Genomic DNA, 15,261 nt, shown 5'->3' with positions numbered 1-15,261 from the left:
GAGTTTTTGTGTTTGCCCGCATACCCTTTCGTCAATCATCCCTGTCGCCGTTAGCCGGCCCCACATCCTTCCAGCCCGTTTCGTATCGGCCATCGATCCGCACCGTCGTCTCCACAAACTTCGTGGATTTGACGCGCATCTACGAGGACGACGTGAACTTTTGCTTAATAGAACGACCATTGCCGGCCACGATTGAAGGCTTTATCTATCAAGCCTTGAAGCTATTCGGCCCCTTGGAACTCAGTCAGCCCGTCAATCCATCTGATTTCAACTATACAAACCTGTGGCCGCAAGCCAGCCAACTCGATGGCTATGACACATGGCTGGCAGACATCAAACTATTGACGACGGCGTTCTGCGAGCTATTCGAACTCAAGCAAACCGGCTTGCGCCTAAGGACCTTGAAAACCGCCATGTGTCCGCGCTTTCACGTGGATAGAGTGCCCGCGCGGATGATTTGTAGTTACGGCGGCATCGGCACCGAATGGCTACCGGAATATGCGCTGGATCGACGAAAACTGGGGATGGGCAGTGGCGGCCTGGATGATGCGCAGTCCGGTTTGATCGCCGACCAAACGGCGATTCGGCGCATGCCCGCCTATGCCGTGGGCCTGATGAAAGGCGAAGCCTGGGAAGGTAACGAAGGCCAGGGTTTTGTGCATCGATCACCTACGCCAACGGCGGTGCAGCCGAGGCGCTTGGTACTGACGCTGGATATGCTGTGAGGGTGCGGCATTGCTGATCAAATTAGCAGGCGGACACCTCTACGATCCCGCACAAAACCGGCAAGGTGAATCGCACGATCTATTTATCCGTGATGGCGTAATCACTGCCGACCCGGGCCCCGACGCCAAGTTCGATCAGGTATACGACGTATCCGGCCAGATTGTCATGGCCGGCGCGGTGGATATTCACAGCCATATTGCCGGCGGCAACGTCAACACCGCACGCCTGTTGTTGCCTGAACAACACCGTAATCACATGGAACGGCGCTTGCGTCATCCCTTCAGCACAGCGAAATGGTCGACCACCGACACCGGCTACCGCTACGCGCGCATGGGCTACACCACGGTGGTCGAACCGGCCATGTTACCGGTCAATGCCTTGGACGTGCATTTGCAGATGGCCGATATTCCCATTATGGATACGGCCGCCCTGGCTATTCTGGGTAACGACGACTTGTTGTTGCGACTGATACGAGCCAAAGCCAGCCAAAACCAAATCAACGACTACGTAGCCTGGACTTTAAACGCTACCCGCGCGCTGGGCTTGAAAGTCATCAACGCCGGTGGTGCCAACGCCTTTAAAAGCAATGCCCGCCAATTCGCTTTGGATGACATTGTCCCCGACTACGGCGTCAGCTCCCGGCAAATTCTGCAAACCTTGCAAACTGCCGTATGCCAACTAGGCGTGCCACACCCGGTACATGTGCATTGCAACAACTTGGGTATTCCAGGAAATATCGAAACCATCATAGACACCATGGCAGCCGCGCAAGGACTGCCTATGCATCTAGCCCACGTCCAGTTCTACGCCTACGGCAAGGACGGCAGCAAGGGCTTTTCCTCTGCAGCCGCGCAACTTCTGGAAGCGTTCAACCGCCATCCGAATATCACCATGGATGTCGGCCAGGTGCTGTTCGGCCAGACCGTGACCATTTCCGGCGATGTCATCGCTCAATACAGCCGCCACGCGGATGCCAGCCCCAATAAATGGGTAATGTGGGACGCCGAGTGTGAAGGTTCCGGCGGCGTGGTGCCTTACCGATACCGGGAAGCCAGTTTCGTCAACACCTTGCAATGGGCCATCGGCTTGGAGCTGTTTTTGCTTGCAGAAGCCCCGGAGCGTTTATTCTTTACCACCGACCACCCGAACGGCGCACCGTTTACCGCCTACCCAGAATTGATTCGACTGTTGATGGACGCCGATTACCGCCAGGCCTATATGGCAGGCTTAAATCAAGAAGCGCTGGCGATGACCTTATTGCCCAACCTCAAGCGCGAATTTACCTTAAACGAAATTGCAACCATGACCCGCAGTGCTGCCGCAAAGCTATTGGGCTTGCATGATCGCGGTCATCTGGCGCCGGGGGCAATAGCCGACATTGCCGTCTACGACCCGGCGGGTATTGGCAGGTGCGATCCGATCACCGGTGCATTTACTACCCATCCCCAAGCAAATATCGCTGCCATGTTCGCCAATGCTGCTCTAATGTTTAAACACGGTGAACTAGTGGTGCAAAACGGCGTGGTCGTGGCGCGGCCAAGCGGCCGAGCTCAAATGCTGCAACCCAATTACGATGCCCGCATCACGCGGACGGTGCAAGATCATTTCAACCGGTTCTACAGTTTGAAACTTAACAATTTCGCCATCAACGATGCCGACTTCGCAGAACGCCCCCGGTTTAGGGTGCACCGCTGATAAGCGGACGAACACAAAAATCCTGAATAATTCACGTAAACTCATGCTCCCTATCGAAGACATTCAAGGCCGCCCTGACACACGGCGCATTGCCATCGACAAAGTCGGCATCAAAGACATTCTGCGCCCGATCCGGGTCAAAGAGAAAAGTGGCGGCGAACAGCGCACCGTTGCGCACTTTGCGATGTACGTCAATTTGCCGCACGACTTCAAAGGCACCCATATGTCCCGTTTTGTGGAAATCTTGAACGATCACGACCGGGAAATCAGCATTGCCTCATTTCCGGCGATGCTGCAGGACATGCTCGCCAAATTGGAGGCCGAATCCGGGTATATCGAGATGCGTTTTCCCTACTTCATCGATAAAGCAGCGCCGGTCAGTGGCGTCCGCAGCTTAATGGACTATCAAGTCAGTTTTATTGGCGAAATCGATAACGCCGGCTGTCGCATCAAAGTTAAGGTGATTGTGCCGGTCACCAGTCTGTGCCCTTGCTCCAAGGAAATTTCCGAACGCGGTGCCCATAATCAACGCTCACACGTCAGCGTGACTGTAGAGGCCAAGTCGTTTATCTGGCTTGAAGAACTGATCACGCTGGTAGAAGCCGAAGCCTCCTCGCAAATCTATGGTCTGTTGAAGCGCCCGGACGAAAAATACGTCACCGAATACGCCTACGACCACCCCAAATTTGTCGAAGACATGGTGCGCGATGTAGCCGCCCGCTTGAACGCAGAGCCACGGATCATCAGTTACAGCGTCGAATCGGAAAACTTCGAGTCTATCCATAATCACTCAGCTTATGCACTGATACAGCGTGTCAATTCCCCATCCTGACGGAGGCCCTATGAAAGCCAACCCCAAACGTAACTACCCCGTACCGGTGACCATTCTCACCGGCTTTCTCGGTGCCGGCAAAACCACTTTGCTTAACCGAATTCTTAGCGAAGACCACGGCAAACGGATTGCGGTGATAGAAAACGAATTCGGCGAAGCCGGTATCGATAACGAGCTTTTGATGCAAGCCGACGAACAAATCGTCACCATGAATAACGGCTGTATTTGTTGCACCGTGCGCGGCGACTTGGTGCGTATTCTCGGCGAACTCAGCGACGGCCGCGAATCTGGAGAACTCCAATTTGAACGAGTGATCATCGAAACCACTGGCTTGGCGGATCCGGCTCCGGTTGCGCAAACCTTTTTCATCGAGGAAAACATTGCCGAAAACTACCAGCTGGACGCCATCATCACCGTCGTCGATGCCGTGCACGCCCACCACCAACTAGCCGAACACCACGAAGCGCAAGAGCAAGTCGGCTTTGCTGATCGGATTCTCCTATCGAAAACCGACCTCCAGGAGCCGGAAATTGTTCTGGATCTGGAAACCCGCATTCGGGCCATGAATCCCAGAGCGCCGATCAAACACGTGCATTTCGGCCAAACTGAACTCGGCGATATTCTGGATATCGACGGCTTTAATCTGGATGACATTTTGAAAATCGAACCGGATTTTCTGGAAGACATCAGCCACGAGCACGAGGACGACATCCGTGCCTTGGTCTACCAAACCGACCGGCCTCTGGATGCCGCGCGGATTCTGGCATTCCTGAACATCATGATCCGCGACTACGGCAACGACTTGCTCCGCTACAAGGGCATTCTTAACATCGCCGGCTGCGAACAAAAAGTGATTTATCAAGGTGTGCATATGCTGATGACCGAGACTTTCGGCAACCCTTGGCAAGCCGATGAAGCACGGGAATCGAGTATGGTGTTTATCGGTCGCAACTTACCCAAGGAGGATATGCTGGAGGCCTTGGCTTCTTGCCGGGTAGGCGTTTAAACAAAGTCGCTGAATGGGTTATTGGTCACTGGGCAGCAGGCCAGTCAGCAGTTGTCGTTGACGTTCCGGTTCAAAAAACAGGCATAATTCGCCTTTACAGATAACCGGTCCGAATAGGTAAATTAAATTTGTATTCGCTTGGACCTCGTAATCACAGCTTTTCATGAAGAAAGCGGCGACCACTTGAAAATGCCCGATCCAGACAAAATCCCTGTTTTTGTGCTCACCGGCTTCCTCGGCAGCGGCAAAACCACCTTGTTGAATCGATTTTTGGCTGACGGGGTAAAGACCGCCGTGGTGATAAACGAGTTCGGCGAAATACCGGTCGATCAGGATTTGTTGGCAAACCAAAATCTGCCGCTGACCGTGCTGTCCGGCGGGTGTCTGTGCTGCAAGGTCAAAGGCGCGCTGGCGCCCACGTTAAAAAACCTGTGGATGACCTGGGAGCAAGCGGCAAGCAAACCTTTCGCACGCATGATTATCGAAGCCAGCGGCATCGCCAGCCCGGAACCGATTCTGGATACCCTGTTGCGCGAGCGCTGGCTGGCTGGCCGTTATCATTTGCAAAACGTCATCACTACCTTGGCCATACCCTCGGCTGCAGCACAGCTGGACAGTTTTGCCGAAGCGCGGGCGCAGGTGGCTTGGGCCGATACCTTATTGCTGACCCTTGCCGACGTAAGCAATGCCGACCAGCAAGCCGCGTTGGCAACCCGTTTGCAAGTTCTAGCGCCGGCCACGCCCAGACTGACGGCAGAAGACTTTCATGCACTTAGCCTGCTGACTAAAGCAGGCCCAAGCTTGCGCCGCTTGCCTCCTGCCGGCCCGTTACCGGTACATAACTTTCGCAGTATCTCGCTGCATCTGGAACAAATTCTGCCCTGGCAGCACCTGCAAACCCTCCTCCAACAGCTGCTTAACCGCCACCCACAAGACTTATTGCGCATCAAAGGCGTGGTTTATCTTGCCGAACAAACCGAACCGATGGTGATTCAGGCAGCCGGCACTCGACTGTACCCACCTACCCCATTAACCGCCAGAACAAGCGACGACCGCCGCAGCCGGCTGATATTCATCGTTAATGGCGAGCCAACCGCACTTGCTACCGATCTAAACAAGGCTTTTGTTCCGCTGCTTAGCGGGAACGCTATCAAGCTGCATTGATTTATTAAACCAAACGGTATTTAAGGACCGGGGTGACAATGGCCCAGCGGGAATCTACGCAAACCCAATATCCGGCGGCATTTTGTATTACCATAGCCCAGGGCATTAGCAAATTTATCCGGGAGGCGGCATATGCAAGGCGACAAACAAGTCATAGCTCACTTAAACGAATTGCTGGCAGGCGAACTGACCGCAATAGACCAGTATTTTATTCATTCCAGGATGTATGAAAACTGGGGCTTCAGCAAATTATACGAACGCATCAATCACGAGGTTCAAGACGAAACCAACCATGCGGATGCCTTGATCAAGCGAATTTTGTTTCTGGAAGGCACGCCGGATTTATCCAAACGCGAACCGCTGGCGGTCGGCACCAACGTGCCGGAGATGCTGAAAAACGATCTGGCGGTGGAATACAAAGTGGTTGCGGATTTGCGTAAAGTCATCGCCTATTGCGAAACCGTGCGCGATTACCAAACCCGGGAAATTCTGGAAGTGATGCTGGACGACACCGAGGAAGATCATGCGCACTGGTTGGAAAAACAATTGAGCTTGATTGATATGATTGGTTTGCCAAATTATCTGCAATCGCAAATATCCTGACTCGGCACTTTGCACAGCAATAGCCGCGGTCGCTTTTAGTGACTGCGGCTTTTTTATGCCAGCTGCTACCGATTGACAGCCCATAGTTTTAAAACCTCACTCAGCTTACAGCCTTACAAATCCGCAGCTTGTAAAAGCAATAAAGCAGCTTGATAGTCGAACGCTTCGATTTGCCTGGCAAAATCCGGATATGCAGCCCCCAATTTTGACCGCAGCAACACGGCGTATTCCCGCGCCAAACGGCTGGCTTGCGCATCGCCAATTGCCAAAAGACTTGCCAGCGCGGCTACGACTTGGCGCATATTTTCCGCGTCGATAATTTCCTCATCCGCGTCGCTGCTTGCCGGTTGGGAAGGTAAATCCAGAATAGCGCGAACCAAATGCGTCAATTCGCTGTCGCACAACGCCGCCAACTCCATGCAGACCGCCAAATCGCTGCTCTCGGCTATCGCCCGGTCCAATTTAGCCGCTAAATCGGCAACCTGTTTGGCACCCAACGTGCCGGCAACGCCTTTTAAGCAGTGACTGATGCGTTTTGCTTCGGCGGATTTGCCATCAACCAAGTAGGCCTGAACTTGTTTCAAGTCTTCATTGTGGGCATCGGCAAACATACTCAACAATCGTTGATATTTATCCACGTCGCCCTTCACTACAGCCAGGCCTTGCTTGGTGTCCAAGCCGCTGATGGCCAGCAAAGCCGGCGGCAGCGTATCGTCCGTTGCCCCTGTTTTTGCCGAAAATCGCCCTGCCTCCGCTTTATCGGGCCTCAGGGGACGCGGATCAGAACGCGGTGCCAACCAGCGCAACAAGGCTGCGTAAAGATCTTCCGGAATCACCGGTTTAGCGACAAAATCGTTCATACCCGCAGCGAGCGAAACATGCCGGTCTTCCTCAAACGCGGCGGCAGTCATGGCCAAAATCGGCAAGCCGGCAAAACTCGGCTGCGCACGTATCGCCCGCGTCGCCTCCAGACCGTCCATTTCCGGCATCTGTACATCCATCAACACCAGATCGTAGGCGTTCTCGCCGATTTTTTCGAGGGCGATTCGCCCGTTCTCGGCGGTATCCACTGCCAAACCCACGCCATGCAACAACTCCAGCGCCACTTCCCGATTGATCGGATTATCTTCCACTAAAAGCAAACGTGCGCCGGCGTAATCTCGGCGTAACGCCATTTCCGCGTCGACGGGCTTTTCACTGGGGTGTAAAGGCATGACGCCGTGCCCGCGTTGAACCAGGGCGGTAAACCAAAAGCAACTGCCTTCGCCCAATACGCTATCGACGCCGGCATCGCCGCCCATCATATTCGCCAGACGGCGGGTAATCGCCAAGCCCAAGCCTGTCCCGCCATATTTGCGGGTGGTCGACACATCGGCCTGAGTGAAAGCCTGAAATAAACCGGCTTGTTGCTCCGCTTCTATACCGATTCCGGAATCGTTCACCTCGAAGCGCAGCAGCAAGCCCGCGGCGGTTTCCTCCTGCACCATCGCCCGCAACCGGATCGAACCGCGTTCGGTAAACTTCACGGCATTGGTGGCGTAGTTGAGCATCGCTTGGCGCAGACGCATCGGATCCCCGCGCAGCCATTGCGGAACGCCCTGCCCATCCACCTCTATGCTCAAGGCCTTGGCCCGCGCCTGATCGGCGATAATGGAACGAATGTGGTCCAATACCGCCGCCAGGGAAAAATCGGTTTGCTCCAGCTCCAGCCGGCCGGCTTCGATCTTCGATAAATCCAGCACGTCGTTAATAATCGACAATAGATGTTGGGCAGCGCCATCGATTTTGTCCAAACGCTCGCTTTGTTCCGGATTGGGACTGCTTTGCCGCAGCAAATAAGTCAAGCCGATGATGGCATTCATGGGGGTACGAATCTCGTGACTCATATTGGCCAAAAAGGCGCTCTTGGCTTGATTGGCGGCATCGGCCAACAGTTTCGCCGCTTCCAGTTCGGCCGTGCGGCTGGTCACCAAATCTTCCAGGTGGTGCCGATACTGATCCAGCTCCAGCGCCACACGTTTCTTCTCGGTGATGTCTTCCTGTACCGCAACAAAATGGGTTACGATGCCGTCGGCCTGACGGATTGGCACGATAATGGCAAATTCCACATACTCGCTACCGTCCTTGCGTTTATTGATAAATTCGCCTTTCCAGGTCTGACCACAGCCCAGTGCGGTCCACAGCGCCCGATAATTTTCCGGCGGGGTTTTTTTCGATTGCAATATGCGCGGATTACGGCCGATGACCTCGTCGCGCCGGTAGCCGCTCACCTGCAAAAACGCCTCGTTAACGTATTCGATATCGCCGTTCAGGTTGGTGATGATAATACTGGCCGGACTTTGTTCCACCGCCTGCGCCAACTTACGCAGTTGCTGTTCGGTTTGTTTGCGCTCACTAATATCCAGATTGACCCCAAACAGCATGATCGGTTTACCCGCGGCATCGTATTGCGCACGGCCCTTGCTGCTCAGCCATCGCGTTTCGCCGGTTGGCAAAATATAGCGAAACTCCACCTCGAACGCCTCGCCACGCAAAATGCGGCTTTCCCACTGTGCATCAATCAAATGCTGATCGTGCGGATGCACTCTTGCGCGCCAGTCGGCGTTGAACCGCACACTGCCGGGTTCCAAGCCATACAGCCGCTCGCATTCCGGCGACCAATAACCGCGATCATTGACAATATCCCAATCCCAAATCCCGACATGCGCCCCCTCCTGCGCCAGCATTAAACGCCGTTCGCTCGCGCGCAAGGCTTCCGCGGCAGCTTCCGCGCGCTGGCGGGCCGCGATGGCATCTTCCATCAAATTTAAGGCCGCCAGTTGCGCCTGATGCTGCTCTAACAGCGCTTGCTCCTGGCTTTGCCGCAAGGCCTGCTCCGCTTCACGCCTTAACCGGCGTTGATCGCGTTCCTCGACCGCTCTGAGCAGGGAAGGCACCAAGCGGACCGGATTGTCCTTGTACACGAAATCGACCATCCCCAGCCGTAACAACTCCATCGCGACTTCTTCGCCGACGCTGGCGGAGACCAGAATAACCGGCAAATCTTTACTGTGCGTTTGAATGAATTGCAAGGTATCGCGAATATCCATTCCCGGTATCGCGTAATCCGACAGCACCAAATCCCAGTCGTCTTGCAAAGCCAGCGCCAGCGCCGCGCGGCTATCTATCCGCCGGCATGCCACGCTTAGGCCGTTCTGCTGCAAGTGGTGCACCAGGGCCAGATAATCAGCCTGTAATTCTTCGATAATCAGTAATTTCAATTCAGGATTCATAGACCCATCACGATCATCATGGCGGCTAAGTAATACGCAAACCGGGCGCGTTTCATCCCGGAACATTCCCAACCGGGTTTGTGCCGGCTTGCTCTATAAACGCCAGCGGATAGGGGCGTTCCTGTCCCAGTTGCCCGGACAGCTCGTTGATGGTTTGTTTCAATGCGATCATGTCCATTTCCCTGCCGACCATGGCTCGGTTGAAACGCTGCAGGGCCTCAGTTTGCTCGCGTAGCGCAACCTCGGCGGCTTTGCGCTCGCTAATATCTAAGGCATAGGCCACACGCCTGATGGATTTGCCGTCGCCGGATTTGATAATAGTCACGTCTATCATCACCGGAAAACGACTGCCGTCCTTGCGTTGATGTTCCGCCTCAAATACCCCATGACAGGTCGAATCCAGAATATTAATCTGCTGTTTGATCTGTTCGACCCAATCGGCCGGATAAACCGTCATGACCGGTTTGCCGATCAATTCTTCTCGGGCGTAACCACGCTCCCTAGCAAATACCGGATTCACAGCCAAGAACACATTGCTCTGCGCGTCGGCAATCGCCAGTCCGAATTCGGCATTTTCGAATGCTTGCGCCCAGAGCTTGAGTTCGTTTTCAGTATTTTTACGTTCGGTAATATCGATACAAACCCCAAATACCCTTTGCGCCCGGCCCATATCATCGTAACTGGCTCCGCCCTTGCAATTTAGCCATCTGAAACGCCCCGGCTCCGCTTGCACCCGAAAATCAAAATCAAAAGTCCGATGCGCGGCAACCGCTGAATCTCGAAAATGCTCCAACTCGGCCAAATCGTCGGGATGCACGCGCTGGGAAAAAGCCGAGTAGTCCCCGGAAAAAGTGCCTGGCGCATAACCGAACATCGTCTCAAGTTCCGGAGTCCATTGCACTTTGTCGTTATCAGTATGCCAATCCCAGATGCCGATATTGGCAGTACTTTGGGCCAGACGTAAGCGCTCCTCGCTTTCGACCAAGGCCATTTCCGCCAACTTGCGCTCGGTGATATTGGTGTGAGAAACCACCGCGCCGCCTTCCCCAAATCCCAGAGGCGTGACGACCATGGCAAACCAACGCTGCTTCTGCGCGGAATGGCAGGCATATTTATACCTAAAGCGGGGAAGCCGGCCTTCCAGCACCGCCGACAATCCGTTGAATACGGCCTGCGATCCTTGCCGATACGGACCCGATGCCTGCCGGCAAATCTGCAAATAATTGGTGCCTATGCTGCAAATATCAGCGGATTGCCCGCATGCCAGAGCATCATCCTCGGCAAACTGCTGCCAGGGTCGATTGACGGAGACAATCACCCCATCGCGGTTCAGCACGGCGATGTTGGCGCTCACCGAATCCAAAATAGCCCGCTTAAATTCTTCGCTTTCGCGCAGCGACGCATTCGCCGCTTCAAGCGCTTTGCGGGCCGCCAGCGCATCTTCCATCAAATTGAGTGCGGCTAGCCTGGCCTCGCGTTGTTTTTCCAGGGCCACCCGCTGCGCCTCTTGCAGCGCAAGTTCGGCTTGTTTACGTGGGGTAACATCCTGCACGGTACCATGCAAAGCCACGATATTAGCCTGCTCATCGCGGACCGCTTCGCCGCGGGCCACTACCCAGCGATGCAGTTCGCCATCGTTCTGCATTTCCACCTCGCATTCATAAGGCAAGCCGTCGCTACAAGCCTGAGCGACGGCAGCTTGCAAGCGCTGCCAGCTATCGGGCTTAAAATATCGCCCAACCTCGTCATAGCCGGCTGGCGGTAAATGAGGGGCGCGGCCGAATAAACTGTATATCTGCTCCGACCACTTCGATTCGCCGGTGCGCAAGTCCCATTCCCAACTGCCCAAGGCGGCTAAACGCTGGGCGACTTTCAAAGCCATCTCGCTTTCATGTAGCGCCAGTAACGCTTGTTCACGCTGCTCTATGTTTTCCATGAGCAAGATAAAACACGCAGGGCTACCATCCGGCTTACGCGCCACGGAAGCGCTTAATCTAATCCAGACAACACTGCCGTTCTTATGAATGAAACGCTTGTCTCCGGAAAAACTATCTATTTCACCTTCACCTGTCGGCATCTGCAACAAATCGCCAAAATCCTCCCAATAGGTAATGTCCGAAAAATTGCTGCTTAGCAATTCTTCCAGGCTATAACCCACTATCTCGCAAAATTGGCGGTTAGCCTTCAGCCAACGCCCGTCCGGTGCCAATAAACAAATGCCTATCGCCGCTTGTTCGAACGTGGTCTGAAATAAGGTTTGGCTAACCTGCAGTTGGTCGCGCGCGTCCAGCAATTGTTGCCAGTGAGCATTCTCGCGTTGCCGAGTCCGCAGCAGGAATTCGCTGAGCAGGCTGATTAAAACGCCATTGGCAATCAATAACGTCCATTGCACTACATCGTAAGGGCCGGCAATTGCCAAGCTGTGATAGGGAGGCAACAGTTGGAAATCGCTGACCATCGCCGCCATCAATGTCGCCAATAATCCAGGCCCCAAGCCGCCGAACAAGGCACTCACGATCACCGGAAACAGAAATAACAGCAACATCGGGCGCTCGCCAATGGATGCCGGCAAACACAGGCGAATTGCCAGCGCTGCCAATACCAGGACCACCGCCGACACGTAGGCGAGTCTTTGGCTGCTCTGGAAACGGGAAGGCACCAACGCGGAAAATTCGCCTGATGGCGGCTCGGGGATACTCATAAACGGTCTTCTTCCGCAGCCGATGTATCGCCGCCCATTAATCCGTCCGCATTGCTTACTGATGTTCCGTCCGGTTTGAGAGGGTCCAAGCCGGATTCGGTGTGAACTTCAGCAAAATCATGACCAACAGCACTTTCGGGCTGGGTTGAGAGAAACGCCAATGCATAAGGGGGCCGGCGGTCAAGTTCAACAGACAACTCATTGACCTGCTGCTTTAAATTAACCATATCCAGCTCGCGGCCGACCATGGCCCGATTAAACCGCTCCAATTCATCATTCCGTGCTTTTAATTCCGCGGCCTGGAGATTAAGTTGATCTTCGGCGGCTTTACGGGCGCTGACGTCCAGAATAAAACCAATCACCGCCGGCCGGTCTTTGTAATCGAAGCTACGGCCATGTACCTCAACGTCAATGCTTTGGCCGTTGCGGTGTAAGCCTTCGAAACGGTAGTTAAGGTCTTCAATCTCGCCATCAATCCGTCGGCGCAAATTTTCCAACACCATCTGCCTGTCCTGCGGACAGACCAGATCGGCCACTGTTTTGCCGTCGATAATATCCTCGGTCCGCTGATAGCCGAAGATCCTGGCAAACCCCGGATTCACGTAAACAAAGCGCGCGTCTTGAATAATATAAATGCCAGCCAGTGACTGTTCCACCAAACCGCGAAAGCGCGCCTCGCTCTCGCGCAGCTTCAGCTCGGCCTGTTTACGTTCGGTAATGTCCCGCGAGATACCGAACACCCCGATGGTTTTACCGTTTGCATCGCACAGCGGGCCTTTGGTGGTCAAGAAAGTTCTTGATCCGAATTGGGTGTCCAGGGTTTCTTCTTCCGTCAGCGTGATATTTTCCGCCATTACCCGGCGGCTAAACTCTTTCAAGTGCTCGGCCTGATGCTTTGGAAATAGCGCGCTATCGTCCTGGCCGATGACTTCCTCGACCGGCTTGCCGACAAAATTAGCGGCGGCGGTATTAAACAAAATATACCGGCCGTCTAGGTCTTTGGCATAGATCGCGTCCACGGACAAATCGGAGATTGCCGCTAATAAATCAAGCGCCCGCAAACGCTCGGCTTGCGCCTTCTGCACCGCCGTGGCCAAGGCCAGGCTCTGACTTTGCCGCAACAGATAAAAACCGGCGCAGACGATAAAAATGGTCAAACTACCGACACAAACAATCCAGACGACTTCGCTTCTGGCTTTGCTGTAGATTTCGACCTTATCCAACTTAGTCAGTAACAGCCAGTCGGTACCGCTAATCGCCTGTACCAGGCCGATGACGGAGACATTACGGTAATCCTTGGCTTCCAGGATGTTGTCGAGACTAACCGGACTTTGCAGCGCCTTGCCGGCCAACAAGTTAGGCGTGTTGAGCGGCAGACGCAGCGAAGCTGCCACATCCGGACGAAAACGCAGCGGATTCAGATAGAGAATCTCATCGCCGGCACGCCGAAACAACAAGGTTTCGCCGCTGCCGCTCGCCACAGGCCAACTCTCCAGAACCGGAAACAGCCACTCGCTGAGATCGATATGTAAAATAATCAGCGGCGCCGCTACCGGCTGCGCTGTCAGCGGCACCACCAAATCCAGCAGGACGCGCCCGCTATCATCTCTGTAAGGATTAACTAATTGGATTTGCCGCGATTTGGTCGACAACTCTGTAAGTTTTAGCAGCTCAGGCAACAGCGTGGCGGGAGCTTTCGCGGAACGCCATAAGCGTTCGCCATCGGGTCTAAGCAGACTGATAGCCGTGACTCCCCAGCTTTTGCGAAATTGTTCCAAACGGCTTTGCAGGCGTTCGGCACTTTGCAGATCCCCATCAATCTGCCAACGATGATACAAGTCGATGATAAATTCGCTGGTTTGGATAAAATCCGCGTCGCCGCGCCGTTCAGTCAGCCAGTCGCTGATTTGCCTGGACTTGAGGCCGGCGACCGCCTGAAGCCGGCCGAACTCTTCTTGGGTGTGTTGCTCGATCGTCAGCGCCGCGCTGGCAGCCATCAAAGCCAGGATGGCGACTATCAATAAGCCCAGCGACAACCAATGGCTACGCGGTGCCTGGGGAACGGTTTGCGGTTCGCTGTTTCGACCAAACCAGCGCCGCATCAAACCGTAGAGCAATAAAGAAGTCACCAATACATAAACCCAGCCTTTCAGCATGCTGGCTAGCGTCAGCTGGTCCGGGTCTTTGAATACGTGGTGTACCAATTGATCCGATACCAAAATCCAGCTGGCGGCGAAGATGGCGTATACCAGTACGACGGCTAAGACGCTTTTGCGGCTGACCTGCGCTGAGTTTGATGGATCGTTATTCGACTGCATGGGCTTGCAAAGTCTAATTAATGGTCGAAGCCGTACAAAGAAGATACGCCGTTAACCACAGCCGTTACCGTGTTGCCGTTACCTTGATATTCCAGACGATCAAAGCTCATCAATCTGGCCATCGCGATACCGCGGCCATGCAAATCGAACACCCGTTCCGGGGAAAAATCCAGGAAGTCTTGCCAATCGAAACCATCACCCTGGTCTTGAATGGTGAACACCAGCTTATCCGGCAGACGCTGGAAATGCACAGTAACAAAACGCCGGCTGAATTCCGGGAGTGTCAAACGTCTTTGAATTTCCTCCAGCCAGACTCCCGCCAGCATCAGTTCGCCTTTTTGTGCATAAGAAACCCCCAGATTACCGTGCTCGACCGCATTGACCATCAACTCCTGCAAACCCTGGATGACGCGCTCCGGCTCCGGACAGGATTGGGCTAAACAATGACTCAACACCTTCGCTTCATCGAGATCGCGAAAACGAAATACGGCGGATTGCACTAGTGCCAAAGGACGCCCGGCGCGATTGGCTGTTTCGGACATTTCCTGCAACTCACGGCGTTGTTGCAGTGCGGCATTGATCACGGCGATCAAGATTTCCGGTTGAATCGGTTTGGTCAGATAGTAATAAGCCCCCTGACTAAGCCCTTCCTGGATGCTTCTTTTGTCGCTGCGGGCGGTCTGCAGAATCACTGGTATGGCAGCCAAGACCCGATCTCCCTTGATCAATCGCAGTAATTCCATACCGTTCATCCCCGGCAAGCCCCGGTCCAACAGCACCAGGTCGTAGCCCATCCGGTCGTGCTGCAACGTTTCCCAGGCAATGCAGCCATTTGCGCAAACCGTCACCTGAAAGCCCTCGGCAGCGAGTAAATCCCGAATGATGATGGCGATGATTTCCTCGTCTTCAACCAACAATATACGAGCGTGTTGCGTCATGACTCA

At 54.3% G+C, this 15,261-nt stretch carries 10 protein-coding genes; 6 read left to right on the top strand and 4 right to left on the bottom strand.

Features of this window, described 5'->3' with window-relative positions; genetic code table 11:
* Window positions 1–8: 8 nt before the first annotated feature.
* The 6 genes from ACH5Y9_RS03295 to bfr all read left to right on the top strand — a co-directional run bounded on the left by ACH5Y9_RS03295 (window position 9) and on the right by bfr (window position 6,026).
* Window positions 9–725: a DUF1826 domain-containing protein gene (locus ACH5Y9_RS03295; RefSeq protein WP_445368505.1), complete on the top strand. Its 717-nt coding sequence runs from the start codon at window positions 9–11 to the stop codon at window positions 723–725.
* Between the two features lie 10 nt (window positions 726–735).
* The gene (locus ACH5Y9_RS03290; protein WP_101055151.1) at window positions 736–2,421 is read left to right on the top strand and encodes a formylmethanofuran dehydrogenase subunit A; all 1,686 of its coding nucleotides are present in this window, start codon (window positions 736–738) and stop codon (window positions 2,419–2,421) included.
* A gap of 43 nt (window positions 2,422–2,464) precedes the next feature.
* On the top strand, window positions 2,465–3,253 hold the full coding sequence (folE2, locus tag ACH5Y9_RS03285) for a GTP cyclohydrolase FolE2 (protein ID WP_445368504.1): 789 nt from the start codon (window positions 2,465–2,467) through the stop codon (window positions 3,251–3,253).
* Window positions 3,254–3,263: 10 nt separating this feature from the next.
* Window positions 3,264–4,259 (top strand): CobW family GTP-binding protein, encoded by a 996-nt coding sequence (locus tag ACH5Y9_RS03280; RefSeq protein WP_445368503.1) that lies wholly within the window; start codon window positions 3,264–3,266, stop codon window positions 4,257–4,259.
* 189 nt (window positions 4,260–4,448) lie between these two features.
* A complete protein-coding gene (locus ACH5Y9_RS03275; protein WP_445369870.1) occupies window positions 4,449–5,423 on the top strand; it encodes a CobW family GTP-binding protein in 975 nt (324 codons plus the stop codon).
* Window positions 5,424–5,555: 132 nt separating this feature from the next.
* On the top strand, window positions 5,556–6,026 hold the full coding sequence (bfr, locus tag ACH5Y9_RS03270; RefSeq protein WP_101055145.1) for a bacterioferritin: 471 nt from the start codon (window positions 5,556–5,558) through the stop codon (window positions 6,024–6,026).
* 113 nt (window positions 6,027–6,139) lie between these two features.
* On the opposite strand, the gene ACH5Y9_RS03265 is transcribed toward bfr, so the two are convergent.
* The 4 genes from ACH5Y9_RS03265 to ACH5Y9_RS03250 are packed head-to-tail and all read right to left on the bottom strand — an operon-like array spanning window position 6,140 to window position 15,255.
* Window positions 6,140–9,298 (bottom strand): response regulator, encoded by a 3,159-nt coding sequence (locus ACH5Y9_RS03265; protein WP_445368502.1) that lies wholly within the window; start codon window positions 9,296–9,298, stop codon window positions 6,140–6,142.
* Window positions 9,299–9,350: 52 nt separating this feature from the next.
* Entirely contained in the window at window positions 9,351–11,999 is a 2,649-nt protein-coding gene (locus ACH5Y9_RS03260) for a PAS domain S-box protein (RefSeq protein ID WP_445368501.1), read from the bottom strand.
* A complete protein-coding gene (locus ACH5Y9_RS03255; RefSeq protein ID WP_445368500.1) occupies window positions 11,996–14,317 on the bottom strand; it encodes a PAS domain S-box protein in 2,322 nt (773 codons plus the stop codon). Before ACH5Y9_RS03255 ends, ACH5Y9_RS03260 begins: the two co-directional genes overlap by 4 nt.
* Window positions 14,318–14,334: 17 nt before the next feature.
* Entirely contained in the window at window positions 14,335–15,255 is a 921-nt protein-coding gene (locus ACH5Y9_RS03250) for a response regulator (protein WP_445368499.1), read from the bottom strand.
* Window positions 15,256–15,261 lie beyond the last annotated feature (6 nt).

Source organism: Methylomonas sp. BW4-1 (genome assembly GCF_052474385.1).
The sequence above is the reverse complement of the archived record's forward strand: the minus strand, read 5'-3'. Positions and strand labels throughout refer to the sequence as shown.